22 protein-coding genes and 1 riboswitch are annotated in these 25,119 nt (G+C 72.4%); of the genes, 13 read left to right on the plus strand and 9 right to left on the minus strand.

Annotated elements, in window-relative coordinates; translation table 11 throughout:
• The first annotated feature begins 100 nt into the window (after positions 1–100).
• Both trpD and ABD371_RS10510 read left to right on the plus strand, forming a co-directional pair.
• The gene (trpD, locus tag ABD371_RS10505; RefSeq protein WP_344475205.1) at positions 101–1,165 is read left to right on the plus strand and encodes an anthranilate phosphoribosyltransferase; all 1,065 of its coding nucleotides are present in this window, start codon (positions 101–103) and stop codon (positions 1,163–1,165) included.
• Between the two features lie 126 nt (positions 1,166–1,291).
• Positions 1,292–1,409: riboswitch (SAM riboswitch) on the plus strand.
• Between the two features lie 209 nt (positions 1,410–1,618).
• Entirely contained in the window at positions 1,619–2,992 is a 1,374-nt protein-coding gene (locus ABD371_RS10510) for an aminotransferase class V-fold PLP-dependent enzyme (RefSeq protein ID WP_344475207.1), read from the plus strand.
• Here the strand turns inward: ABD371_RS10510 and ABD371_RS10515 are convergent.
• The 7 genes from ABD371_RS10515 to ABD371_RS10545 all read right to left on the minus strand — a co-directional run bounded on the left by ABD371_RS10515 (position 2,944) and on the right by ABD371_RS10545 (position 9,354).
• Positions 2,944–4,146 (minus strand): glycerate kinase family protein, encoded by a 1,203-nt coding sequence (locus ABD371_RS10515; RefSeq protein ID WP_344475208.1) that lies wholly within the window; start codon positions 4,144–4,146, stop codon positions 2,944–2,946. The two genes, ABD371_RS10510 and ABD371_RS10515, sit on opposite strands and share 49 nt — an antisense overlap.
• Before the next feature lie 54 nt (positions 4,147–4,200).
• The gene (locus tag ABD371_RS10520) at positions 4,201–5,613 is read right to left on the minus strand and encodes an SLC13 family permease (protein WP_344475209.1); all 1,413 of its coding nucleotides are present in this window, start codon (positions 5,611–5,613) and stop codon (positions 4,201–4,203) included.
• 145 nt (positions 5,614–5,758) lie between these two features.
• A complete protein-coding gene (locus ABD371_RS10525; RefSeq protein ID WP_344475211.1) occupies positions 5,759–6,421 on the minus strand; it encodes a response regulator transcription factor in 663 nt (220 codons plus the stop codon).
• Positions 6,418–7,857 carry a sensor histidine kinase gene (locus tag ABD371_RS10530; RefSeq protein WP_344475213.1) on the minus strand — a complete coding sequence of 480 codons (1,440 nt, stop codon included), beginning with the start codon at positions 7,855–7,857 and terminating at the stop codon, positions 6,418–6,420. The genes ABD371_RS10525 and ABD371_RS10530 overlap by 4 nt, the downstream gene beginning before the upstream one ends.
• Entirely contained in the window at positions 7,844–8,260 is a 417-nt protein-coding gene (locus ABD371_RS10535; protein WP_190121760.1) for a hypothetical protein, read from the minus strand. Before ABD371_RS10535 ends, ABD371_RS10530 begins: the two co-directional genes overlap by 14 nt.
• 78 nt (positions 8,261–8,338) lie before the next feature.
• Positions 8,339–8,620 carry an Lrp/AsnC family transcriptional regulator gene (locus ABD371_RS10540; protein ID WP_190121759.1) on the minus strand — a complete coding sequence of 94 codons (282 nt, stop codon included), beginning with the start codon at positions 8,618–8,620 and terminating at the stop codon, positions 8,339–8,341.
• Positions 8,617–9,354, minus strand: coding sequence for a rhomboid family intramembrane serine protease (locus ABD371_RS10545; protein WP_344475216.1), 738 nt, complete (start codon positions 9,352–9,354; stop codon positions 8,617–8,619). Before ABD371_RS10545 ends, ABD371_RS10540 begins: the two co-directional genes overlap by 4 nt.
• A gap of 152 nt (positions 9,355–9,506) precedes the next feature.
• Between ABD371_RS10545 and ABD371_RS10550 the strand changes: the two genes are divergently transcribed.
• From ABD371_RS10550 to ABD371_RS10570, 5 genes are all read left to right on the plus strand, one after another.
• The gene (locus tag ABD371_RS10550) at positions 9,507–9,749 is read left to right on the plus strand and encodes a hypothetical protein (protein WP_190121757.1); all 243 of its coding nucleotides are present in this window, start codon (positions 9,507–9,509) and stop codon (positions 9,747–9,749) included.
• 68 nt (positions 9,750–9,817) lie between these two features.
• Positions 9,818–11,179 (plus strand): NYN domain-containing protein, encoded by a 1,362-nt coding sequence (locus tag ABD371_RS10555; RefSeq protein WP_344475218.1) that lies wholly within the window; start codon positions 9,818–9,820, stop codon positions 11,177–11,179.
• A gap of 386 nt (positions 11,180–11,565) precedes the next feature.
• Positions 11,566–12,672 (plus strand): C40 family peptidase, encoded by a 1,107-nt coding sequence (locus ABD371_RS10560; protein ID WP_344475220.1) that lies wholly within the window; start codon positions 11,566–11,568, stop codon positions 12,670–12,672.
• 271 nt (positions 12,673–12,943) lie between these two features.
• Positions 12,944–13,981, plus strand: coding sequence for a C40 family peptidase (locus ABD371_RS10565; RefSeq protein ID WP_344475222.1), 1,038 nt, complete (start codon positions 12,944–12,946; stop codon positions 13,979–13,981).
• A 30-nt stretch (positions 13,982–14,011) separates the two neighbouring features.
• Complete coding sequence (locus tag ABD371_RS10570; protein WP_381733444.1) at positions 14,012–15,262, plus strand: hypothetical protein; 1,251 nt, start codon at positions 14,012–14,014, stop codon at positions 15,260–15,262.
• An 87-nt stretch (positions 15,263–15,349) separates the two neighbouring features.
• Here ABD371_RS10570 and ABD371_RS10575 read toward each other — a convergent pair whose 3' ends face one another.
• Positions 15,350–16,612 carry a glycosyltransferase family 87 protein gene (locus tag ABD371_RS10575; RefSeq protein ID WP_344475224.1) on the minus strand — a complete coding sequence of 421 codons (1,263 nt, stop codon included), beginning with the start codon at positions 16,610–16,612 and terminating at the stop codon, positions 15,350–15,352.
• A gap of 119 nt (positions 16,613–16,731) precedes the next feature.
• On the opposite strand from ABD371_RS10575, the gene ABD371_RS10580 reads away from it, so the two are divergent.
• Both ABD371_RS10580 and ABD371_RS10585 read left to right on the plus strand, forming a co-directional pair.
• Positions 16,732–17,874, plus strand: coding sequence for a glycosyltransferase family 4 protein (locus tag ABD371_RS10580; RefSeq protein WP_344475226.1), 1,143 nt, complete (start codon positions 16,732–16,734; stop codon positions 17,872–17,874).
• A gap of 121 nt (positions 17,875–17,995) precedes the next feature.
• Positions 17,996–19,615 carry a GMC oxidoreductase gene (locus tag ABD371_RS10585; protein ID WP_344475228.1) on the plus strand — a complete coding sequence of 540 codons (1,620 nt, stop codon included), beginning with the start codon at positions 17,996–17,998 and terminating at the stop codon, positions 19,613–19,615.
• Between the two features lie 71 nt (positions 19,616–19,686).
• Here ABD371_RS10585 and ABD371_RS10590 read toward each other — a convergent pair whose 3' ends face one another.
• The gene (locus tag ABD371_RS10590; RefSeq protein ID WP_344475230.1) at positions 19,687–21,504 is read right to left on the minus strand and encodes an AMP-dependent synthetase/ligase; all 1,818 of its coding nucleotides are present in this window, start codon (positions 21,502–21,504) and stop codon (positions 19,687–19,689) included.
• 477 nt (positions 21,505–21,981) lie between these two features.
• Here ABD371_RS10590 and ABD371_RS10595 point away from each other — a divergent pair, with 477 nt between their 5' ends.
• The 4 genes from ABD371_RS10595 (at position 21,982) to ABD371_RS10610 (ending at position 25,072) form a co-directional block, all read left to right on the plus strand.
• Entirely contained in the window at positions 21,982–22,737 is a 756-nt protein-coding gene (locus ABD371_RS10595; RefSeq protein ID WP_344475749.1) for a metallophosphoesterase family protein, read from the plus strand.
• Between the two features lie 120 nt (positions 22,738–22,857).
• On the plus strand, positions 22,858–23,307 hold the full coding sequence (locus tag ABD371_RS10600) for an SRPBCC family protein (RefSeq protein ID WP_344475232.1): 450 nt from the start codon (positions 22,858–22,860) through the stop codon (positions 23,305–23,307).
• Entirely contained in the window at positions 23,307–24,485 is a 1,179-nt protein-coding gene (locus ABD371_RS10605; protein WP_344475234.1) for an ArsA family ATPase, read from the plus strand. Before ABD371_RS10600 ends, ABD371_RS10605 begins: the two co-directional genes overlap by 1 nt.
• Before the next feature lie 95 nt (positions 24,486–24,580).
• Positions 24,581–25,072 (plus strand): DUF5304 domain-containing protein, encoded by a 492-nt coding sequence (locus tag ABD371_RS10610; RefSeq protein WP_344475236.1) that lies wholly within the window; start codon positions 24,581–24,583, stop codon positions 25,070–25,072.
• Positions 25,073–25,119: the final 47 nt, after the last annotated feature.

The following is a 25,119-nucleotide window of genomic DNA, read 5'->3' on the forward strand; positions in this document are numbered from 1 at the left end:
AAGAGCCCCGTCCAGGCAATGGACGGGGCTCTTGGCCGTCCCCGGGGCTGGATAGGGTGGAGACCTACCCCTTATCCCCAGATGGACCCTGGAGCGGACCATGAACGTTGTGACCCCGGCAGGCGGCGACAGCGTGGCGGACCTCTCCTGGCCCCTCGTGCTGAACTCCCTCCTCGACCAGCACGACCAGAGCGCGGACGCCACCGCCTGGGCGATGCACCAGATCCTCAGCGGCGCGGCCACCGACGCGCAGATCGCCGGGTTCGCGGTGGCGCTGCGCGCCAAGGGCGAGACCGTCGCGGAGATCTCCGGCCTGGTCCGGACGATGTACGAGCACGCGCGGCTCATCGAGGTGCCGGGCCCCAGCGTCGACATCGTCGGCACCGGCGGCGACGGCGCGAAGACGGTCAACATCTCCACGATGTCCGCGATCGTCGTCGCGGGGACCGGTACGAAGGTCGTCAAGCACGGCAACCGGGCGGCGTCCAGCGCCTCGGGGGCCTCGGACGTCCTGGAGAAGCTCGGCGTCAATCTGGAGCTGACCCCCCAGCGGGTCGCCGAGGTCGCGGAGGAGGCGGGCATCACCTTCTGCTTCGCGGTCAAGTTCCACCCGGCGCTCCGCCATGTGGCGGCGGCCCGCAAGGAGCTGGGCATCCGCACCACCTTCAACTTCCTCGGCCCGCTGACCAACCCGGCCCGGGTGAAGGCCCAGGCCACCGGTGTCGCGGACGCCCGGATGGCACCCATCCTCGCTGGCGTGCTCGCCGAGCGCGGATCCTCCGCGCTGGTGTTCCGGGGCGACGACGGGCTGGACGAGCTGACGACGACGGCGACGTCCCGGGTCTGGGTGGTACGGGACGGCTCGGTGCGGGAGCAGTCCTTCGACCCGAGGGACATCGGGATCCCGCTGGTCCCGGTGGAGGCCCTGCGGGGCGCGGACGCCTCGTACAACGCGGAGGTGGCCCGCCGCCTCCTCGCCGGGGAGAGGGGGCCGGTCCGTGACGCGGTCCTGCTCAACTCGGCGGCGGCGCTGGTGGCCCTGGCGCCCTCGGACGCCTCGCTGGAGGACCAGCTCGCGGCGGCGGTCACCCGCGCCGCCCACTCCATCGACTCCGGCGCCGCCGCCGCCGCCCTCGACCGCTGGGTCGCCGCCACCAGCGCCTGACGCCTTCCCGCGCGCCCAGGGCCCCCGCCGGCTTCCCAAGCCCGCGGGGGCCTCTCCGTGTGCGGACCGTCTTGGGATGCGGAACGGTCTTGCGCTGTCGCGTTCCGCTGGCATACGGTTCCGGCAGGTCATGAGCGACAGCGACTACGGCCCCGGCCCGCTGTCCGGCAACCCTCCGTCCGTGGCGGGGTGCCCCGGGTGAAGACCAGGCCGTAGGCAGCGAGGTCTGCGGCAAGCGCGGACCCCTGCACGCCCTGGGGTCCTGGTCCTCAAGGGAGCAGTCTCGTGAGCAAGCGAATGCGATAGGGCTGTACGCCCCTTCTTCAGCACACCCTCCACGCGCGGCCTCCGCCGCGCTCCCCGAGGTAATCCCCGGCACGCCGCACGGCGATTCCGCACATCCGCGGCCGGGTCCAAGAAGCCATTCCGCCTGTCCTGCCGGGAGATATCGCCATGTCCGCACGCCCGAACACCGCCGTCGACACCACCGTGAGCACCCCCCTCGCCGTCCTCGGCCGCGATGTGACGGTCCCCCTCGTCACCGGCGGCGAAGTCACCTACGCCGCCCTGGACTACGCGGCCAGCGCCCCCGCCCTCCAGCGCGTCTGGGACGACGTCGCCGCGTACGCGCCCTACTACGGCAGCGTCCACCGGGGCGCGGGCTACCTCTCCCAGCTCTCCACCGACCTCTTCGAGAACAGCCGCCGCACCGTCGCCGAGTTCCTCGACTGCCGCGAGGGCGACCAGCTGGTCTTCACCCGCTCCACCACCGACTCGCTGAACCTGCTGGCCGCGGCGCTCCCCGCCGGCTGCCAGGTCTTCGTCTTCGAGACCGAGCACCACGCCTCCCTGCTCCCCTGGCGCGACGCCGAGGTCACCTACCTCAACGCCCCCCGCACCCCGGCCGAGGCCGTCACCACCCTGGAGCGCGCCCTCGCCGACCGCGACCCCTACGGCCCCGCCCTGGTCTGTGTGACGGGCGCGTCCAATGTGACCGGCGAGCTGTGGCCCGTACGGGAACTCGCCGCCGCCGCGCACGCCCACGGCGCGCGCATCGTCCTGGACGCCGCCCAGCTCGCCCCCCACCACCCGCTCTCCGTCCGCGAACTCGACGTCGACTGGGTCGCGTTCTCCGGACACAAGCTCTACGCGCCCTTCGGCTCGGGCGTGCTGGCCGGCCGCGCCGACTGGCTCCAGGAGGCGGACCCCTACCTCGCCGGCGGCGGCGCGTCCCGCAAGGTCGCGCGCCGCGCCGACGGCGGTGTCGAGGTCGAGTGGCACTCCACCGCCGCCCGCCACGAGGCCGGTTCGCCCAATGTCATCGGCGTCTACGCCATAGCCTCCGCCTGCAAGGCCCTGACCGAGGCCGGTTTCGACGAGCTCGTCGCCCGTGAGCAGCGGCTGGTCGGCCTGGTCCGCTCCGGTCTCGCCGAGGTCCCCGAGGTCAGGGTGCTCTCGCTCTTCGGCGACGACGCCCCCAGGGTCGGCGTGATCTCCTTCGTGGTGGAGGGCTGGAACAGCTCCCACTTCGCCGCCGCGCTCTCCGCCGAGTACGGCATCGGCGTCCGCGACGGACTCTTCTGCGCCCACCCCCTGGTCCGCACCCTGCTCGGCAGCGACCCGCAGGACCCGGGGGAGTGCGGCGCGCCGGAGAGCGAGCCGGGCGAGCGCTCGCTCAACGCGATCCGGGTCAGCTTCGGCGCGGGCACCCCCGAGGAGCACGTCGAGCGCTTCGTCCGCGCCGTCAAGGAACTCGTCGCCCAGGGCGCGCGGTGGAACTACCGCACCGAGGACGGCCGGTGCGTCCCGGACACCGCCTCCGCGTGAACCGGTAGCCGGGTCCCGATCAGAATCATCCGCAGGGCACGCTCGGTCGCGTCGGTGAGGAACTCCCCACCGCGCCCGAGCGCCTCCGTGAGCGAGACCGGCGCGGGCAGGATCGAGCTGTACGCGTCCACCCCCGAGGAGCGCACCAGATGCGCGCCCTCCCCGATGGTGCCCGCCAGCGCCAGCACCTCGCGCCCGTAGAGCTTGGCGCGCCTGGCCACCTCGGCCGGCACCTTGCCGCGCGGGGTCTGGTGGTCGAGCGCGCCCTCGGCGGTCAGCACCAGATCGGCGCGGGCCAGCCGGGCGTCCAGGTCCAGATGGTCCAGGAGGACGTCGAAGCGCGGCAGCAGCGCGGCGCCGAGCGCCGCGAGCCCCGCGCCCAGACCGCCGGAGGCCCCGGTGCCGGGCCCGTCGTACAGATCGGTGCGGACCGCCAGATCCCGGGTGAGCACGGCCGCCCACCGCTCCAGGCCCGCCGCGAGCAGCTCGACCTGCGCGGGCGTCGCCCCCTTCTGCGGCCCGAAGACCCTCGCCACCCCGCGCTCGCCGCACAGCACGTTGAACGGGTTGCAGGCGACCCGGATCTCGGTCCGCGCCAGCCGGGGATCGAGCCCGGAGGCGTCGATGCGCGCCAGCCGGACCAGCTCCCGGCCGCCGCGCGGCAGCTCCCGGCCGCTCTGGTCGAGCAGCCGCGCGCCGAGCGCCTGGAGCGCCCCGGCCCCGCCGTCCGAGGTGCCGGAGTCGCCGCAGCCGACGAGGATCCGCCGGACGCCGGTGTCGAGCGCGGCCGAGATCAGCTCGCCCACGCCATAGGTCGTCGTCGCGCCGGGATCGCGCAGCTCACGCGGTACGAGGGAGAGGCCGGCGACCGCCGCCATCTCCACCACCGCGGTCTCCTCCCGGTCGCCCAGGAGCGCGAAGTGGGTGTCGATCGGCTCGCCCGTCGGCCCGGTGGCCCGCAGCCGCACCAGCCGTCCGCCGGACGCGGAGGCCAGCGCCTGCGCCGTGCCCTCGCCGCCGTCGACGAGCGGGATCAGATCGATCTCGGCGTCGGGCACCACCCTGCGTACGCCCTCGGCGATGGCCTCGGCGGCCGACTGCGCGGAGAGGGACTCCTTGAAACCGCTGGGGGCGATCGCGAATCGGGTCAGCATCGTATGAACTCCTGACAGAGGGTTGAACAGAGGGTTGAGGTTCGGGGGCGGCCGTCAGCGGAGCGGTACGCCGATCAGCGGCCAGACGGCGACCGCGAACAGCAGCACCAGCGCCGCGGTCATCGGGGCCAGCACGGCGGAGAGCCGGAGCAGATCGCGCGGGGTGTACGTGGGGGTCCCGGGGATCTCGGCGAAGAGGGTGACCGGCTTCGCGGAGGCGGGCAGGGTGTGGCAGAAGCCCGCGGCGGCGGTGGAGGCGAGGGCGGCGGCGACCGGGTTGACCCCCGCGCCGACGGCCGCGGCTACCACCAGCGGCACCAGGACCGAGGATCTCGCCGACCGTGACTGGAGCACCAGGTGCGCCATGGTGGAGACACCCACCACCACCGTGAGGAACAGCCACGGCGGCAGATCCAGCGGCACCCCGCCGACCAGCCACTTCGCGGCCCCGGAGTCGGCGAGCGCCACACCCATCGCCATGGTCGCCGCCATGAACAGCAGCAGCGACCACGGCACGGTCTTGAGCGCGTCCTTGAGCCGTACGGTGCCCAGCGCCGGCGATGCCGCCACTATGGCCCCGATCAGCGCCACCACGGCGGGCGGCACCCGGTGCAGCGGCTCGCTGCACCACAGGACGACCACCGTGCCCAGCAGCAGGGCGCACCGGGTCTCGGCGGCCTCCAGCGGTCCGGTGACCGGCTTGTCGCTGTGCTTCTGGATCTCCTCGGCGGTGATGTGCACCGGACCCCTGCGGTCCTCGCGGCGGGTCGTGGTGAACAGCACCGCCTCCGCCGCCAGATGGGAGGAGACCACGGCCAGCGGCAGTCCGATCATCAGCCACTCGGTGAAGCCGATGCGCTCCCCGGCGGCCTCCCACAGCACCGACACGGTGATCAGATGCGCTCCCGCGCCGATCAGCGTGGCGACCGCCGACAGCAGGATGACGGTGGGGAAGAGCAGCGCCAGCATCACCACCAGCCGCTTGCGGTCCGACAGGGCCTTCGCCAGCGCCAGGAAGACCGGCATGGCGAGCGCGGCCCGCCCCGAGGTCGCGGGCACCGCGAAGGCGGTGACCACCAGCGCCGCGGTGGTGAGATGGACCAGCTGCCGCACCGTGCGCGCACCGCCGACCAGGAAGGCGGCGGCCCGCCCGGCGAGCCCGGTCCTGGCCACCGCGGCGGCCAGCACGAAGGCGCAGATCAGCAGCCACACGGTGTCGTCGCCGAGGGTGCCGAAGAGCTCGTCGCTGCTGATCACCCCCGTCGCGGTCAGAGCGAGCCCCGCGCCCAGGGCGATATAGGTGTCGTCGATCGGCGTGCCGATCCAGGCGCAGGTCGCCAGGGCGAAGACGGCGAGGGTGATACGGGCGTCCCCGCTCAGCCCCGGGAAGTTTCCGGGGACGATGAGCAGTGCGCAGATGCTCAGGGCCACGCACAGGGTCGCCGCTTGTCGCAGGTTCAAGGTCACATGGAAGAGATTTCACCCGGGCGGTGAGGGCTCCATGAGCACTTGATGAAAGGAACTTCACGCGGCGGGCCCGGGGACGAACGGAAGAAGCCCGGGGCTCCTCCGCCCCGGGCCCGTCCCGTCTCGTCCCCCACCGTCCGCCCGCTCACTCGGGCAGCCGGTATCCCATCCCCCGTACCGTCTCGACCCGTCCGGCCCCCAGCTTCTTGCGCAGGGCGCGGACATAGACGTCGACGATGTTGGAGCCGGGGTCGAAGTCGTACCCCCAGACGTGCGACAGGATCTGCTCCCGGGAGAGCACCTGCCCCGGGTGGCGCAGAAACAGCTCCAGCAGGACGAACTCGCGTGCGGTGAGATCCACCGTCCGCTCGCCCGAGCGGGCCCGCCGGGTGCGCAGATCGAGCGTCAGCTCGCCGTTGCGCAACACCGTGACCTCGGGCGCGCCCGCCGCGGTGCGCAGCCGCAGCCGCACCCGGGCGAGCAGTTCCTCGAAGCGGAAGGGCTTGGTCATCCAGTCGTCCGCGCCGCCCTCCAGGCCGGCCACGGTGTCCCGTACCGAGTCCCGTGCGGTGAGCACGATCACCGGCACCGAGACCCGGGCCTCGCGCAGCTGGCGCAGCACGGTGAAGCCGTCCTTGCCGGGCAGCCCGATGTCCAGCACGACCAGATCGAAACCGCCGGTCACGGCGTAGTCGTAGGCGGCGTCGCCGTCGCCGACGACGGTGGTGGTGAAGCCGTTGGCCCGCAGCCCCTTCTCCACGAAGGAGGCGATGCGTTCCTCGTCCTCGACGATGAGTATCCGATTCACAGGGTCGCTTCTCTCTGGAGTGCGAGGACGAAGGTGGCGCCGCCGCCTTCGGTGGGGCGCAGTTCGACCCGTCCGCCGTGGCCCTCGGCGATGGCCTTGACGATGGCGAGCCCGAGCCCCGCGCCGGTGGCGCGCGCGCCGCGCCGGGCGGTGCCGCGCCGGAACCGTTCGAAGATGACCTCGGCGTCCTGCGGCTGGACGCCGGGGCCGGTGTCGGCGACGTACAGCTCGATGCCGTCCTCCCGGCTGCGGGAGCCGATGGAGACCCGTTGGCCGGGGACGGTGTGCTGGACGGCGTTCTGGGCGAGCTGGACCATGGCCTGGGTGATCCGCTGCGCGTCGACGTGCACCTCGGCGTCGGCGACCCCGGCGAGGGTCCACTCCCGTTCGCCGAGCGCGCGCGCCTTGACGAAGACGTCGGCGGTCAGCTCGCCGAGCTGCACCGGCTCCGCGGAGACGAAGTCGGGCCGTTCGGCCTTGGCGAGCAGCAGCAGGTCCTCGACGATGCGGCTCATCCGGTCCAGCTCCTCCATGACGATCCGTACGGTCTCCTCCCGGTCGACCGGATCGTCGCCCATCAGCTCCAGATGCCCGCGGATGATGGTGATGGGGGTGCGCAGCTCGTGGCCGGCGTCGTCGACGAACTCCCGCTGCGCGGCGAAGGCCCGTTCCAGCCGGTCCAGCATCGCGTTGAACGTTTCGGCGAGCGCCGCTATGTCGTCGCGGCCCTCGACCGGGATCCGCCGGGTCAGATCCTGTTCGGTGAGCTGGGCGGCGGTGGTGCGCACCAGCCGTACGGGCTGGAGGATGCGGCCGGCGACGGCCCAGCCGACACCGGTGGTCATCAGCAGGGCCACCCCGGAGATGGCCAGCAGCATCAGGAAGATGTCGTTGGCCTTGTCCTGCTCCCCCTTGGGGTGGATGGCGACGACGAAGGCCGCCGACTCGTGGCCGGGGCCGGAGTCGATCACCACCTTGGCCCAGCGGACCTCGCCCTGCGGGCGGTTCAGGGTGCCGGTGGCGTGCGGGGACTCGAAGACGGCGGCCAGTGAGGCGGAGTCGTCGGCGAGCGGCTTGTAGGCCCTGGCCTCGCGCTCCTGCGCCTTGCTGGCCGGCCCCATGCCGGCCCGGCCGACCAGGCCGAGCAGTTCCTCGTCCGGGTCGGCGTACTGGCGGGCGAGGAAGACCCGCAGCAGCGGGTTGGGGTCGCTGAACTTCTTGCCGTCGCTGGGGTCGACGCCCTGGGCGACGAAGTTGGCGAACTCAGCGGCCTCCTGGACCAGGAGGCCGTTGATCCGATGGTCCACATCGCGTAGCAGTACGGAGCGGGTCGCCGTGGCCACCGCGCCCAGGGCCACTGCCATGACGAGCAGCAGCCAGAGCAGGATGCGCAGCCGTGCGGAGACCCAGCGGCGTACGGGGTCAGCCGTCGTCACCGAAGTCGTCGCCGCCCGGGCCGTCGTCGCCCTGTCCGTTGCCGTCGTCGTCGTTGTCGTCGCCGCTCGGGGGGTTCTCGCGCACCGGGGGCCCGGAGACGGTCTCGTCCACCGGCTGGGAGGGGGTGTCGGAGCCGGGGCCGGGCTGCTGGGTGCTGACCGTCTCGTCGCTGGGGACGGGGCGGGGGGAGGAGGGCCCCGAGTCGGCGGGGCGGGGCTCGGTGGGCTCCTCCGGGGTCACCGAGGAACCGGACGAACCCGCCGGGGTGCCCGTCGGGAGCTCCACCTTCGGGGGAACCTTGCGGTCGTCCGGGCTGTCGGTGAGGGCGTAACTGGTCACCGCGATACCCAGGGGGATCGCGACGACCGCGGCGAGTGCCGCTATGCGATGAGAGAAGACCATGTGTTCGATACTGGCCAGATCATGAGAGAAGCTGGATGAGACGAAGATGAGGAAGTCTTCATCTTGGGGGTTCGGGGCTCAGGAATCCAGCCCAATCGCGAACGCCGCCTCCAGATCGTGCTGCGAGTAGGTGCGGAAGGCCACATGGGTGTCGGTCGCCTCCACCCCGGCGATCTTGCTGATGCTGCCCGGGATCACCTCGGCCAGATCGTCGTGCCGGGCCACCCGGACCATCGCGATCAGGTCGTACGTACCGGTGACGGAGAAGACCTCGCTGACGCTGTCCAGGGCGGCGATCGACTCCGCGATCTCGGGGATCCGGTCCACGCTGGTCTTGATGAGCACGATCGCGGTGATCACGGCTTGCTTTCTCCCTCGGTGGCCGCTGCTGGGGACTTCACTCTAGCCCCACGTCCAAAACGTCCCCATGCGTAGAGGAATCCGGCCCCGAATCCCACCAGATGCGCGAGATACGCCACTCCCGGCCCGCCGCTCCCCGCCCCCGAGGCCGCCAGCCACTGGAGCGCGAACCAGAAGATCAGCACGATCCAGGCGGGGAAGCGCAGCGGCAGGAAGAAGAGGAACGGGAAGAGACTGGTGACCCTCGCCCTCGGGAAGAGGAAGAGAAAGGCCCCGAGCACCCCCGAGATCGCCCCCGACGCTCCCACCAGGGTCTGGTCGGACCCGGCGTTGGCCGCCGCGTAGGCACAGAGCGCCACATAGCCCGTGACCGTGTAGAAGAGGATGAACTCCGGCTGACCGAGCCGTTCCTCGGCCATCGCGCCGAAGACGTAGAGGAAGAGCATGTTGCCGAGGAGATGCAGCCAGTTTCCGCTGACGAAGAGCGCGGTGAAAGGTGTCAGCAGAGTGCCGGGGTCGCCGCTCATCAGTTCGGCGGGGATCACCCCCCAGCGCTCGAAGTACGCGCTCTGGGCCGCCAGCAGCGCGTCCCCCGTCCCGTAGGACGGATTGAGCCCCGAGACCGGGGAGACCAGGAAGACCGCGCAGCAGACGGCGATCACGCCGTATGTCACGGTGGGCCCCGTCGCCGCACCCCGGATCGCGCCCAGGGCCACACCCCGCCAATCGACCATGGACAGATGATGGCGTAGTGGAATGGAACGGTACAGAGTGCCTCGCCGTGTCCCCGGATACCCGCGAGGCCATAGAGTTACGGGGAGTACACCCGCAGTTCGACGGCGCACCGCGGCAACCGGAAAACCGCACAACGGAAGAGGACGCGACTATGACGACGGTTCCCTCGCCGACCGCTGACACCCGCTGGCGTTGCACACTCTGTGGCAATCTCACCCGTTTCGATGTCACCCGCTCGTCGAAGGTCGTCGAATACGTCCATCTGGACCTGGCCGGAGAGCCCAAGGTCGAGGAGCGCGAGGTGCTCAGTGAGACCATCGAGTCCGTGCGCTGTCGCTGGTGCAACGCCGTGGACAAGATCGAGTTGGTGGACCGGCCGGGCGCGGACTCCTGACGGAGCCCGCGCGAAGGGTAGTGGGCCCCGCGCGAGCGCGGGTGTTCCGGGTAGTGGGGTGACGGATTGTGGAGCAGCCTGACAGCGGCGCCGAACCGGCCGGTGCGGCCGGTGACGCCGCCGAGGCGCTCGACCGGCCGTTGCCGGAAGGCGTCCGGCGCCGAGTGGTGGCACTGGTCTCGGACGCCTTCGGCGGTCTCACCGTCGGAGAACTCCCGGCCCAGTTGCGGCAGTACGCCCGGTTCACGCCCTCCCGGCGCGCCAAGTTCGCGGGCAACGCGATGGCGGCGGCGCTGGAGAGCGACCCGCTCTTCCGGCAGCGCATCGGGGAGCGGCTGACCCAGGTCCAGTCCGAACTGTGCGCCGCGCTCGCGGCCGGCTCCCCGCCGGCCGCGGCCGACCCCCTCGATGTGGCCGCCGCCGCCTATGTGCTGAGACCCACCGGCTGGGTGAAGCTGGTGGCCGCCGCGGGCGAGGAGGCCCAGCGCGCGGACGCCGAGCGCGCCGACGAGGCGGGCCGGCGCGAGCTGGAGCGGCTCCGCGAGGAGCTGACGGAGGCGCGCGGGCTCACCAAGAGCGAGACCGAGCGGCTCCGCACCGAGCTGGACGCCTCCCGCAAGGAGGCGGAGTCGCTCCGCCGCAAGGTGCGCAGCGCCCAGAGCGACATCAAGCGCGGCGAGGCGGCGCTGCGCCGGGCCGCCTCCGAGATCGAGACGGCCAGGGCGGAGTGCTCCGCCCAGGTGTCGGCGGCCGAGAGCGAGACCCGGCGGCTCAGGGCCCGTCTCGTCGAGGCGGAGGCCGCCGTGGAGGCGGGCCGCCGGGCGGCCCGGGAGGGCCGCTCGATCGAGGACATGCGGCTGCGGCTGCTGCTGGACACCGTGCTGGACGCGGCCCAGGGGCTCCGCCGTGAACTGGCGCTGCCGCCGGTCTCCGTCCACCCCGCCGACACGGTCGACGCCGTCGAGCCCGGCCGGATGTCCCCCAAGGACATCGCGGCCCGCGCGCTCTCGGAGACCGATCCCGCCCTCCTCGACCAGCTGCTGGCGCTGCCGCAGGCGCATCTGGTGGTCGACGGCTACAACGTCACCAAGACCGGCTATCCGACGATGCCCCTGGAGAAGCAGCGGCTGCGGCTGCTCGGCGGGCTCTCGGTGCTGGCCGCGCAGACCGGCGCGGAGATCACCTGTGTCTTCGACGGGGCCGAACTGGCCGCGCCGGTCCTCCTCGCGCCGCCGCGCGGGGTGCGGGTGCTCTTCTCCAAGCCGGGGGTGACCGCGGACGAGCTGATCCGTCAGCTGGTCCGCGCCGAGCCGCCGGGGCGGCCCGTCGTGGTGGTCTCCACCGACCGCGAGGTGGCCGACGGGGTGGCCAAGGCCGGTGCCAGACCGGTCGCTTCGGCGCTGCTGCTGAGGCGGCTCTCCAGGGTCTGACCGCCCGTCGGCCGTCGCCTCGGCCGTCGCCTCGACCCTTGCGTCAGCTCCTGTGGTCAATCGGGGCTGATGTCAACTCCCATGCCCAATGACCGTATTCGTTCGCATCTGAACGGGACGTAGCGTCAAATGCTCATCACTACGGGTGTGAAACGGGTAAAGAATGCGTGTCCGACCGAGATTTTTCCCCACAGGATTTGAAGTGATCACAAGTGGGTCACTAGTGTCGGGCCTCGAACCTTCGCGCGGTTGATCACCCATCCGGGGTGGCAGCGGAGGACCGCCGAGTCCGTGCGCCTCAGCCGTTTCCCGGGAGCTGTGGGCGCGGAGCCGGGAAACGCCTTCACTCCCGGCAGGCGGCTTCGAGGAAGAAGGAGCCGTCCTTCGTGGCGTCCCACCGTCGTCCCAAGCAGCCGAGCCGCGCCCGAGTGACCGTGCTCACCGCGACCGCGGCCGCCGCCGTCGCCCTGACCTCCCAGACCGCTCAGGCCGATCCCAAGCCGAGCAAGGCCGAGGTCAAGGAGAAGGTCGACAAGCTCTACGACGAGGCCGCGCAGGCCACGGAGAAGCTCAACGGCGCCAAGGAGCAGCAGGGCAAGCTCCAGAAGCAGGTCGACAACCTCCAGGACAAGGTCGCCCGGGGTCAGGACGACCTCAACGAGCTGCGTGACAGTCTCGGTTCGGTGGCCAGCGCGCAGTACCGCTCCGGCGGCATGGACCCGGCCCTTCAGCTCTTCCTCTCCTCGGACCCGGACGACTACCTCGACAAGGCCTCCGCGCTGGACCAGCTCGGAGCCAAGCAGACCGAGGCGATCACCGAGATCCAGGACAAGCAGCGGACCCTCGCGCAGCAGCGCAAGGAGGCCCAGGGCAAGCTCGGCGACCTCTCCGACACCCGCAAGGAGCTCAGCTCCAAGAAGCAGGAAGTCCAGTCCAAGCTGGGCGAGGCGCAGAAACTCCTCAACACCCTGACCGCGGCGGAGCGTGCCGCGCTCAAGAAGGAGGAGGACGAGAAGGCCGCCAAGGCCCAGCAGGCCGCGGAGAAGGCCCAGGCCGCCGAGAGCGACCGCGCCACCGGCGGCGACGAGGACCGCGCCAGCCGTACCGCCGACCGCCCGTCCACCGAGAAGGCCAAGCCCGCCTCGGGCCGCGCCTCCTCCGCGTACGCCGCCGCCCAGAGCGTGCTCGGCAAGCCCTACGTCTACGGCGCGTCCGGCCCCAGCTCCTTCGACTGCTCCGGCCTGACCTCCTGGGCCTTCGCCCAGGCCAACATCTCCATACCCCGCACCTCCCAGGCGCAGACCGGCATCGGCACCCGGATCAACTCCCAGAGCGATCTGCAAGTCGGCGACCTGGTCTTCTTCTACTCGGACCTGCACCACGTCGGCTTCTACGCGGGCAACGGACAGGTCCTGCACGCGCCGCGCACCGGCACCGTGGTCCGGTACGAGGCCATGAGCAACATGCCGTACATGTTCGGGGTCCGCGTCTGACCCTCCACGGTCCGGACCCCGGGCGCGGCCGTTCATGCCGCCCATTCGGGGGAATTCCCGATCCGCTCGCTGACGCCGCGCCCCGCCGGTGACCTGTGGTCTCCCGGCGGGGCGCGGTTGTGCGCGCCGGGCGATGTCTTTGGTCACCGTGTGGTCGCCCGACTACTGTCTGCCGCGCAACAGCCCTCGTACGGCGTTCGCGTCCGCTCCGTCGTGCACGGTGTGCCGCACCCGTACGCATTCCTCGCACATGCGGAAGGGAGCGCGGTCAGTGGCGTCCCATCGACGGCCCTCACAGTCCGGTCTCACTCACAGTGCCAAGGTCACCGTCCTGTCCGCCGCCGCGGTCGCGACGGCCGCCGCGGCGTTCGGAGGCGTGCCGGCGAGCGCGGATCCGCACGGCGGCTCCGCACAGACGGCACAGGCGCGGGTGGACCGGCTGTTCGAGGAGGCGGAGAGCGCCACCGAGCGGTACAACGCGGCGGACGAGCGGTCCGTGAAGCTGCGCCGGACGCTCTCCCGGGCCCAGGACGGCGTGGCGCGCGGCCAGGAGAACGTCAACCGGATGCGGCAGGCGCTCGGTTCGGTCGCGGGCGCGCAGTACCGCTCCGGCGGCATGGAACCCGCGCTCATCCTGCTGTTCTCCTCCGACCCCGACAGCTATCTCTCCAGGGCCGAGGCGCTGGAGCGCCTCGGCGAGCGCCAGAACGCCGTACTGCGGGAGTTCCGCGTGGTCCACCGCGAACTGGTCCAGGAGCGCTCGGAGGCCGCCCGCGCCCTGGCCGAACTGGAGCGCACCCGCGCCGCCGTGGCCCGCAGCAAGCGCGTCGTGGAGCGCAAGCTCGCCGAGGCGCAGCGGCTGCTCAACACCCTCACGGCGCGCGAGCGGGACAAGTTCACCCGCTCCTCCCGCTCCGACCGGGACCGGGCCGCCCCCGGGGCCGTCGGCGCGCAGGCCGCCTCCTCCCGGGCCGCCGCCGCGCTCGGGGCGGCCCGGGCCGCCGTCGGACGCCCCTATGTGTGGGGCGCCAACGGGCCCTCCGGCTTCGACTGTTCGGGCCTCACCCAGTGGTCGTACGCCCAGGCGGGCGTCGCACTGCCGCGCACCTCCCAGGCGCAGCGCAACGCCGGCCGTCAGGTCTCGCTCGCCGAGGCCCGGCCCGGTGATCTGATCACCTACCGATCCGACGCCAGTCATATCGGGATGTACGTGGGCAATGGCCAGGTTCTGCACGCCCCCTACCCGGGGGCCTCGGTCCGCTACGACCCGGTCGGGATGATGCCGGTCTCCGGGGTCACGCGCGTCTGACCGGTGCCGGGGTTCCGTACGATCGGCAGGGTGGCGGACGACAGGCGCGCGCGGCGCGCGAGGGGACGTGCCGGGGTGGGCCTCGCGCTCGTCGCGGCGGTGCTGGCCCCGGTGCTGCTCGCGGGCTGCGGCGAGGCCCCCGGGGACCGGGCGGGCGCCCCGGCGGAGATCCGGCGGGTGCTGGACGCCCGGGCCGCCGCCGTGCTCGCCCGCGACGAGCCCGGCTACCTCGCCGCGCTGGACCCCGGCGCGGACCGGCTCCGCACCGAGGAGCTGCGGCTTTTCCGCAATCTGACGGAGGTGCCCCTCGCGTCCTGGGAGTACCGCCTCGGCGAGGTGCGGCAGCACGGCGGGCGGGCGACCGCCGAGGCCGAGCTGCGCTACCGGATCTCCGGCTACGACTCGGGCCCGGTCACCGCCCCCCGCACCCTGGAGCTGGCCCGCCGCGACGGCCGCTGGCACCTCACCGCCGACCGCGCCGCCGACGGCGGCGTCCAGCAGCTCTGGCACCAGGGCCCGGTCCGTGCGGTACGCGGCGAACGCAGCCTGATCCTCGGCGTCGGCCACGACGAGGCCCGCCTCACCGCCCTCGCCCGCACCGCCGACCGCTCGGTCCCCGCCGTCTCCGACGCCTGGCCCACCCGCTGGGCCGGCCGGGTCGTGGTGCTCGCCCCCCGCTCACTGGAGGCCATGGGGGCCCTGCTCGGCGCCCCCGCCGCCGGATACCGGGGCATCGCCGCCGTCACCACCGGCGAGACCGGCGCGACGGGGGACGCCCCCGCGGACCGCGTCATCGTCAACCCGGCGGCCTACGACGCCCTCGGCGATTTCGGCAAGCGCGTCGTGATCACCCACGAGACCACCCATGTCGCGACCCGCGCCCACACCTCACCCGCCACCCCCCTGTGGCTCTCCGAGGGCTTCGCCGACTGGGTCGCCTACCGCGACACCGGCCGCACCGCCGTCCAGACCGCCCCCGAACTCCACCGCGCCGTCCGCCGCGGCGACCTCCCTCCCGCCCTCCCCGCCAACGACGACTTCGCCTTCGGCGGCTCCCCCCAGACCCTCGCCCGCGCCTACGAGAGCGGCTGGCTCGCCTGCGAACTCATCGCCGACCACTGGAGCGAGACCCACCTCACCGACTTCTACCGCGCCCTCACCCAGGCCCCCAACCCCACCACCGCCCTCCCCTCCGCCCTCACCACCGTCCTCTCCACCACCCCCGAAGCCTTCACCGCCCTCTGGCACGACTACCTCCGCCAACGCCTGTCCGACAGATAAGAACCACCCCCGCCGGGACAGTCGATCTCCACCTGGCCAGGTAAAAATCAGCCCCGCCGGGGCGTTCAATAAACGGGTGCCTCAATTTCAGCCTCGCCGGCGTTTGAGGCGCGGGGGCTCGGGGGCAGCGCCCCCGACCAGGACCCGACACTCACGGACCGGCCGAGCCCCCGCCCCGCCCCCCTCACCCCACAGCCGCAAACACGCCACCACCCCTGCCCCCACCAACACCCCATTCCGCACCCCCACCACCCCCACCCCCAGCACATCCCCCTCCACCACATGCGAGAACCAGATCGGAAACTCCAGCCCCGTCACCCCCGTGGCCCCCACCACCATCCCCACCGGCAGCGCCATCCTGCTCGCCCGGAACGTCATGCACACTGCCCCCAGCCCCACCAGCCACACCATGTACTGCGGGCTGATCACCCGGCTCGTCGTGGTGAACAGCAGCACCCCGGTGAAGGCCGCGTCCGCCGCCGTCGCGGGCCCGAAGACCCGCGCCCGCCACCGCCAGAGCAGCAGCCATCCGAGCGCCCCCGCCGCGAGCGCCAGGGCCAGCGCCGACACCAGCGGGACGTACGGGCCGAGGAACTCCACCGAGCCGTAGTGGAGCATCACCCGCCCCTCCCACCCCAGCCACCGGCCCGCGTGGAAGACCAGCGCCCCCAGCGACTCGACCTCCGTGCCCCGGTCCCGCTGCGCGGTCAGAAAGCCGAGCGAGCCGGGCATCGACACCAGGAACACCAGGGCCAGCCCGCCCCCCACGGCCGCCGCCGCCCCCACCGCCCGCCGGGTGACCGCCCCGCGCTCCAGCCCCGTCAGCAGCAGCACCGGCCAGACCTTGAGCAGTGCCCCGAACCCCACCAGCGCCCCCAGCACCCGGGGCCTGCGGACCCCGGCCAGCAGCGCGGCCACCGCGACGGCGGTCACCATCAGGTCGTAGCGGGCGTACACCGTGGGCCCGAGGAGCGGCACCCCGGCCGTCCACACCCACACCCCGCAGGTGCGCCGCCCGGCCCGGCCGCCCGCGTACCGCAGCAGCCCGTACACCAGCGCGTCGCAGGCGAGCGTCAGCAGATAGAAGGTCCCGGCGTAGCCGAGGAAGGGCAGGGGCACCGCGCCCGGGGCCAGGATCACGAGCGCCGCGCCGGGCGGGTACTGCCAGGTGACGTCGGAGCGGGGGAAGACGCCGGTGCGCAGGATCTCGTACCAGCCCTGGTAGATCACCGAGACGTCGGCGGTGACATCCGGCCCGGGGTAGGGGATCGCCTTGAAGACGCACAGCAGCAGTGCCGTCCGGGTGAGGACCCACACCGCGAGCCGGGCACGGCCGGAGGCGTCCGTCATGAGCGGCTCATCCATTCCTGTGGATCACGAGGTGCCCATGATGCGGCGCGGCCCCGGGCCGCCGCGATCGGACAGGGCCGTTCGGAGCCCCGCTCCGACTTCGGTACTGTCGGCGGACCATGCACAAGACCTTGATCGTGACCAACGACTTCCCGCCCCGCCCCGGTGGAATCCAGGCGTTCCTGCACAATATGGCTCTCCGGCTGGACCCGGAGCAGCTGGTCGTCTACGCCTCCACCTGGAAGCGCGGCCGTGAGGGCCTGGACGCGACCGCCGCCTTCGACGCCGAGCAGCCGTTCACCGTGGTGCGCGACCGTACGACGATGCTGCTCCCCACCCCGCGCGTCACCCGCACGGCCGCCGGGCTGCTCCGCGAGCACGGCTGCGAGTCGGTGTGGTTCGGCGCGGCGGCCCCGCTCGGACTGATGGGACCGGCCCTGCGCCGGGCGGGCGCGCGTCGGCTGGTCGCCACCTCGCACGGCCACGAGGCGGGCTGGGCCCAGCTGCCCGCCTCCCGGCAGCTGCTGCGCCGGATCGGCGAGGGCACGGACACGATCACCTATCTGGGGGAGTACACCCGCTCCCGGATCGCCGCCGCGCTGACACCGGAGGCGGCAGCCCGCATGGTCCAGCTGCCGCCGGGCGTCGACGAGAAGACCTTCCACCCGCACTCGGGCGGCGACGGGGTGCGCGAGCGGCTCGGCCTCAGCGACCGTCCCGTGGTGGTCTGCGTCTCCCGGCTGGTGCCGCGCAAGGGCCAGGACACCCTGATCCTGGCGATGCCCGAGATCCTGTCGAAGGTCCCGGAGGCGGTGCTGCTGATCGTGGGCGGCGGACCGTACGAGAGCGAGCTGCGCAAGCTCGCCCGGGAGACCGGGGTCGACGCCTCCGTGCGCTTCACCGGGGCGGTGCCCTGGGCCGAGCTGCCCGCCCACTACGGAGCCGGCGACGTCTTCGCGATGCCCTGCCGCACCCGCCGGGGCGGCCTGGACGTGGAGGGCCTGGGCATCGTCTATCTGGAGGCCTCGGCCACCGGCCTCCCGGTCGTCGCCGGAGACTCGGGCGGGGCCCCGGACGCGGTGCTGGAGGGTGAGACCGGCTGGGTGGTACGCGGTGGTTCGGCCGGGGAGTCCGCCGAGCGGATCGTCGCACTGCTCCAGGACCCGGAGCTGCGCCGCCGGATGGGCGAGCGGGGCCGTGGCTGGGTCGAGGAGCGATGGCGCTGGGACCTGCTGGCCGAGAAGTTGCGTACGCTCCTCTGAAACCGGCCGGGCAGCTGTACATGACACGCCGCTGAGCTGCGTAAAGCCATTTTCTGACGGGAATTCAGCCTCCTCGCCCCCAGGGATGGGCAGCGGGCCGGTTCTCGCCCATGATCTCTTCATGACCTCACATCTGACGCGCCGTCACCTCCTGGGCGCCGCCGCCCTCCAGACCGCCGCCGTCCTCGGCTTCACCCGGGTCGGCCTCTCCTCCGCCTCCGCCGTGGAGCCCCCGGCCACCGAGCGCGCCCCCGCCGTCGTCGTCGGCTCCGGGTACGGCGCGGCCGTCGCCGCGCTCCGCCTCGGCCAGGCCGGAATCCGTACCGTCGTCCTGGAGATGGGCCGGCTCTGGGACACCCCCGGCCCCGACGGGAAACTCTTCTGTCCCACCATCAGGCCCGACCGGCGCTCGATGTGGTTCCGCACCCGCACCGAGGCCCCCCTCGCCTCCTTCCTCTGGCTCGATGTGGTCAACCGGAAGATCGACCCCTACCCGGGGGTGCTGGACCGCGTCGACCACGGCGACATGTCCGTCTACGTCGGCCGGGGCGTCGGCGGCGGCTCCCTGGTCAACGGGGGCATGGCGGTCACCCCGCCCCGCGACTACTTCTCCGAAGTCCTGCCGCAGGTCGACGCGGAGGGGATGTACGGCACCTTCTTCCCGCGCGCCCGCCGCATGCTCGGCGTCAACGACATCGACCCCGCCTGGTTCGAGTCCACCGAGTGGTACCGCTACTCCCGGGTCTCGCGCGCCCACGCCCACCGGGCCGGTCTGAACACCGTCTTCGTCCCCAACGTCTACGACTTCGACCACATGCGGCGCGAGGCCTCGGGCCAGGCCCCCAGGTCGGCGCTGGCGGGCGAGGTCCTCTACGGCAACAACCACGGCAAGCGCTCCGTCGACAAGACCTATCTCGCCGCCGCCGTCGCCACCGGCAATGTCACCATCGAGACGATGAGCCGGGCCCGTGCCGTCAACCGGGGCCGCGAGGGATACGTCCTCACCGTCGACCGCTCCGACATCCACGGAAAGGTGATCGAGACCAAGGAGATCGCCTGCACCCGGCTCTTCCTCGGCGCGGGCAGCCTCGGCACCACCGAACTCCTGCTGCGCGCCCGGGAGACCGGCGCGCTCCCCGACCTCGACGCCGAGGTCGGCCGGGGCTGGGGGAACAACGGCAATGTGATGACCGCCCGCGCCAACCACCTCTGGGACACCGTCGGAGCCAAGCAGTCCACCATGCCGGTGATGGGCATCAACGACTGGGACAACCCGGTCAACCCCGTCTTCGCGGAGATAGCCCCGCTGCCGATGGGCCTCGAACACTGGATCAGCCTCTATCTGGCGATCACCAAGAACCCGGAGCGCGGCCACTTCACCTACGACGCGGCGACCGACTCCGCCAGGCTCAACTGGCACCGCTCGCAGAGCGAGCCCTCGGTCAGGGCCGCCAAGTCCCTCTTCGACCGGATCAACCGGGTCAACGGCACCGTCTACCGCCACGACCTCTTCGGCCGCAACCGGGCCTTCGCCGACGACTTCACCTACCACCCGCTCGGCGGCTGTGTGCTCGGCCGGGCCACCGACGGCCACGGCCGGGCCAAGGGACACCCGGGGCTGTATGTCGTGGACGGCTCGCTGGTGCCCGGCTCCATCGGGGTCAACCCCTTCGTCACCATCACCGCCCTCGCCGAGCGGAACATGGAACGGATCATCCAGGAGGACATCGCGGCAGCCTGAGACGGGCCGTCCGGAACGAGCGGAAGGGCCCGGGGCGGCGGCCCCGGACCCTTCCGCCCGTACGTGTACGGTCAGCCGCGCCCGCCGGACGTGTCCGTCCGGTAGATCGCCTCGATCTCGTCGGCGAAGTCCTTCGCCACCACATTCCGCTTCAGCTTCAGCGACGGGGTGATGTGACCGGCCTCCTCGGTGAAGGACGAGGCGAGCACCCGGAACTTGCGCACCGACTCCGCCTTCGAGACGGCCGCGTTCCCGTCGTCCACCGCCCGCTGCACCTCGGCCAGCAGCTCCGGATCGTCGCGCAGCGTGGCCGCCGTCGCACCCGCCGGCTTGCCGCGCCCGGCGGCCCACCGGCCGAGGAACTCCTCGTCCAGGGTGATCAGCGCGCCCACGAACGGCCGCCCGTCGCCCACCACCATGCACTCCGCCACCAGCGCGTGCGCCCGGATACGGTCCTCGATCACGGCCGGAGCGACGTTCTTGCCGCCCGCCGTCACCAGGATCTCCTTCTTCCGGCCGGTGATCGCGAGATAGCCGTCCTCGTCCAGGGTGCCGATGTCCCCGGTGTGGAACCACCCGTCGGCCAGCGCCTCGGCGGTCGCCTCCGGGTTCTTCCAGTACTCCTTGAAGAGATGCTCGCCGTGGAGCAGCACCTCACCGTCGTCCGCGATCCGCACCACCGAGCCGGGCAGCGGCTGGCCGACCGTGCCGATCTTCTGCCGGTCCGGCGGATTGAACGCGGTCGCCGCGCAGGACTCGGTCAGCCCGTACCCCTCCAGCACCGTGAAACCGACGCCCCGGAAGAAGTGCCCCAGCCGCTCGCCCAGCGGAGCGCCGCCCGAGATCGCGTGCTCGATCCGCCCGCCGAGGACCGCCCGCATCTTGCTGTAGACCAGCTTGTCGAAGATCCGGTGCTTGATCCGCAGCCCCAGCGAGGGCCCCCGCGCGCCGTCCATGGCCCGGCTGTAGTCGATCGCCGTCTGCGCGGCCTTGTCGAAGATCTTGCCCTTGCCGTCGGCCTGCGCCTTGGAGCGCGCGCCGTTGTAGACCTTCTCGAAGACCCTCGGCACGCCCAGGATCAGCGTCGGCTGGAAGGTCGCCAGATCATCGGTGAGATTCCGGATGTCCGCGACACAGCCCAGCCTGATCGGGGCCATGATCGCGGCCACCTCGACCAGCCGGCCGAAGACATGGGCGGCGGGCAGGAAGAGCAGCACCGAGCACTCACCGGTGCGGAAGAGGGGCTTGAGCCGCTCGACCGCGTTGCCGCACTCGGCGAAGAAGCTCCGATGGGTCAGCACACAGCCCTTGGGCCGGCCCGTGGTGCCCGAGGTGTAGACGATCGTCGCCGGATCGTCCGCCTTGGCGACCGCGCTCCGCTCGTCCACGGTGGCGTCCGGGACCTCCGCGCCCGTGGCGACCAGATGATCCACCGCGCCCGACTCGATCTGCCAGACCTCGCGCAGCTCCGGCAGCCCCCCGCGCACCGACTCCACGGCGGCGGCGTGCGCGTCGCTCTCCACGATCGCCGCGACCGCGCCCGAGTCCGAGAGGATCCACGAGACCTGCTCGGCCGAGCTGGTCTCGTACACCGGCACGGTCACCGCGCCGGCGCTCCAGATCGCGAAGTCCAGCAGCACCCACTCGTACCGCGTACGGGACATCAGAGCCACCCGGTCCCCGGGCGACACCCCGGCCGCGATCAGGCCCTTGGCCGCCGCGCGCACCTCCGCGAGGAACTCGACCGAGGTGACATCGGTCCAGACGTCGCCCACCTTCCGTCCCACCACCGCCACATCGGGGTGCTGGACGGCGTTGCGGCGGATCAGATCCGTCAGATTGCCGTCCGAAGGGACCTCGTACAGGGCCGGAAGGCTGAACTCGCGCAAGACTGCTGCTCCTCATCGGGCGCCGGCGCCACGGCTCTGTGTGTGATGCACCGGTTTGCGGTCCAAGATCGGGCAGATGCTCGTCCGGAGGCGAGCACGGCGGGACTGCCCGGACGTTACCCACCAGTACCGCTTACGGATAGGGGGCTCCGGCCAGATGTTCTCTGCGTCACACGTGTATGACAGTACTTCGCGCAGGGTAGTCCACACCCCCGCTCCGCAGGAAGAACGACCGGCCCGCACCCCCTGTCCAGCGGCGTCACGGGCGACAGGGAGTGTCTTCGAAGTGGCGTCGTCCTCCCGTAGGGAGGGTCTGGCGGGGTCTGGTGCGTGCGATCGCAAGGCGGAGGAGGGAGTCGACGCGGAGCGTCGGCGACCGACGACAACGCGGCGAGCGGGCGTGCCAGGGCACGCCAGGCAGGCGAGACTTCGAAGACACGACCTAGGGTGATCGTCATGCGAGGCACCCGAGTGAATGTGGTCAGCGATGTACACGGCAACGTCCAGGCTCTCGCCCGCGCCGGCGAGGGCGCGGACGCGCTGATCTGTCTCGGCGATCTGATCCTCTTCCTCGACTACGCCGACCACTCGCGCGGGATCTTCCCCGACCTCTTCGGCGTCGAGAACGCCGACCTCATCGTCTCCCTGCGCACCGCCCGCCGCTTCGACGAGGCCCGCGAGCTGGGCCGCCGCCTCTGGGCCGAACTCGACGTGGACCGCGACACCGCCATCGAGTCCGCCGTCCGCGTCCAGTACGCCGAACTCTTCGCCGCCTTCCCCACCCCCACCTACGCCACCTACGGCAACGTCGACATACCCGCCCTCTGGCCGGAGTACGTCCGCCCCGGCATCACCGTCCTCGACGGCGAGCGCGTGGAGATCGGCGGCCGGGTCTTCGGCTTCGTCGGCGGCGGGCTGAGCACCCCCATGCGCACGCCCTACGAGATCTCCGACGAGGAGTACGCCGCCAAGGTCGAGGCCCTCGGCGAGGTCGACGTCCTCTGCTCGCACATCCCGCCCGAGGTGCCCGAGCTGACCTACGACACCGTCGCCCGCCGCTTCGAACGCGGCAGCCCCGCCCTCCTGGACGCCATCCACCGCACCCGCCCCCGCCACGCCCTCTTCGGCCATGTCCACCAGCCGCTCGCCGCCCGTATGCGCGTCGGCGCGACGGAGTGCGTGAACGTCGGCCACTTCGCCGCCACCGGCCGGCCCTGGACCCTGGCCTGGTGACCTCGCCCGGCCCCGGTCCGGGCCCCAGGGCTGCGGCCCGGCCGCCGGGCGGGGCGCGATAGCCTGCACACCACACCATTCATCCCCAGGGCAGTACCGCACTGTTGAGGAGCCGCAGCGATGGCGGAACACACCAGCTCAAGCATCACCATCGAAGCGGCGCCGGCCGACGTCATGGGAGTGATCTCCGACTTCGACCGCTACCCCGACTGGACCGGCGAAGTGAAGCAGGCCGAGGTCATCTCCCGGGACGGCCAGGGCCGCGCCGAGCAGGTCAGGCTCGTCCTGGACGCCGGAGCCATCAAGGACGACCACACCCTCGCGTACACCTGGAACGGCGCCAACGAGGTCAGCTGGACCCTGGTCAAGTCCCAGATGCTGCGCGCCATCGACGGCTCGTACACCCTCACCCCCGTCGGCGGCGGCGACCGCACCGAGGTCACCTACCGGCTCACCGTCGACGTCAAGATCCCCATGCTCGGCATGATCAAGCGCAAGGCCGAGAAGGTCATCATCGACCGCGCCCTGGACGGCCTGAAAAAGCGCGTCGAGAGCGGACCCGCCGCCTGATGCGCAAGGTCCTCGTCACCGGCCTCGGCGGCGCGGGCCGCACCACCGTCGCCGCGGCGACCGCGCTCGCCGCCGCCGGACCGGGCAGACGCGTCCTGCTTCTCTCCACCGACCCGCCCGCCGCCCTCGGCACCCCCGCCGAAGGCACCCCGACCCGGGTCGCCGAAGGGCTCTGGGCCGCCCGCGTCGACCCCGGAGCGGACTTCCGCACCGAATTCCTCTCCCTCCAGAAGCGCCTCTCCGCCGGACTCGACCTCCTCGGCACCGCCAGGCTCGCCGAGGAGGAGCTGACCGAACTCCCCGGCAGCGACCAGTTCGCCCTGCTGCGCGCGCTCACCGCCGCCGAGACCGGCGGCTGGGACCTGGCCGTGCTCGATCTGCCGCCGGTCCGCGAGACCATCGCCCTGCTCGCGCTCCCCGCCCAGCTGCGCCGCTACCTCCGCCGGCTGCTGCCGCCCGAACGCCAGGCCGCCCGCGCGCTGCGCCCGGTCCTCGCCCAGCTCGCCGGGGTCCCGATGCCCGCGAGCTGGCTGTACGAGACGACCGGCCGCTGGGACGACGAGCTGGCCGCCGCCCAGGCGCTGATCGAGTCCCCCGGGACCACGCTGCGCCTGGTCGCCGAACCCGGACCGGCCGCCGCCGCCGCCCTGCGCACCGCCCGCACCGGGCTCGCCCTGCACGGAGTGCGGGTGGACGCGCTGGTGGCGAACCGGGTGCTGCCCCGGCACTCCGCGGACACCTGGCTCGCCGCGCTCGCCGCCCAGCAGGAGAAGACCCTCCAGGAGTGGGGTGCGGAGTGGGCCGGGCAGTGCCCGGTGCGCGAGCTTCCGCACCTGGGCCGCGACCCGCACGGCCCGGACGATCTCACGGCCCTCGCCGCCGCCCTCCCGCCGCTCCCCGGCGACCCGCCGGACCAGGCGGACGGCCTCGGCATCGAGGACCGGCGGACCGAGGACGGCACCCTCGTCTGGTCGCTCCCGCTGCCCGGGGCGGAGAAGAAGGACCTCGGCCTGGTCCGGCGGGGCGACGAGCTGATGCTGCGCGTCGGCCCCTTCCGCAGGATCGTTCCGCTGCCCTCCGCGCTGCGCCGCTGCGCCGTCTCCGGAGCCGCGCTCTCGGACGGAATGCTCAGGGTCCGTTTCACCCCCGACCCCGGGCAGTGGCCCCGCACCCCGTGACACCGCGTGCCCCGGGGCGCTGAACGGTCCGCGCCCGTTCGGGTACCGTCGAGCGTACGAGAGACCACAGCCGACCACCTGTGCAGGAGTACGCCATGAGCGATGCCACCGAGCGCCCCGACGTCGACGCCGACGCCTGGGCCGAGGCGTGCGCGGAAGACCTCGCCGCCGAGAGGGCGCGCCGCCGCGCCGAGCACGGCGAAGTGCCCGGCTCCGCCGCCGAGGAGCTGCGCAAGCTGCTCGGCACGGTCGCCGACAAGGTCTCCGAGTTCCAGACCTCGCTGCCGGGGATGGCGGCGCAGACCGCCGTGCGGCAGTTCGTCAGCCAGGCCAAGTCCGCCGTCGAGCCGGTCATCGAGCGCAACCCGCAGGTCTTCGACCACCTCGCCGCCGCCGGGGGCGAGCTGCTCGCCGCCTACCGCTCCGCCGTCGAGGGCCATGAGCGTCGCTGGACGCAGGGCAGCGGCGGCACCGGCACCGGTACCGCCGCCGGCGCGGACAGCGGCTCCGAGGGATCCGCCGCCCCGGGCCCCCGCACCCCGCGCGACGAGGACCCGGGCCCCGGCGAGAAGATCGATCTCGACTGACCGGTACGGGCTTTCCTCTCTTGATCAAGAGGGGTGCCGCCCTCGGG

The sequence above is a fragment of the Streptomyces amakusaensis genome (assembly GCF_039532665.1).
GTDB classification, from domain to species: domain Bacteria; phylum Actinomycetota; class Actinomycetes; order Streptomycetales; family Streptomycetaceae; genus Streptomyces; species Streptomyces amakusaensis.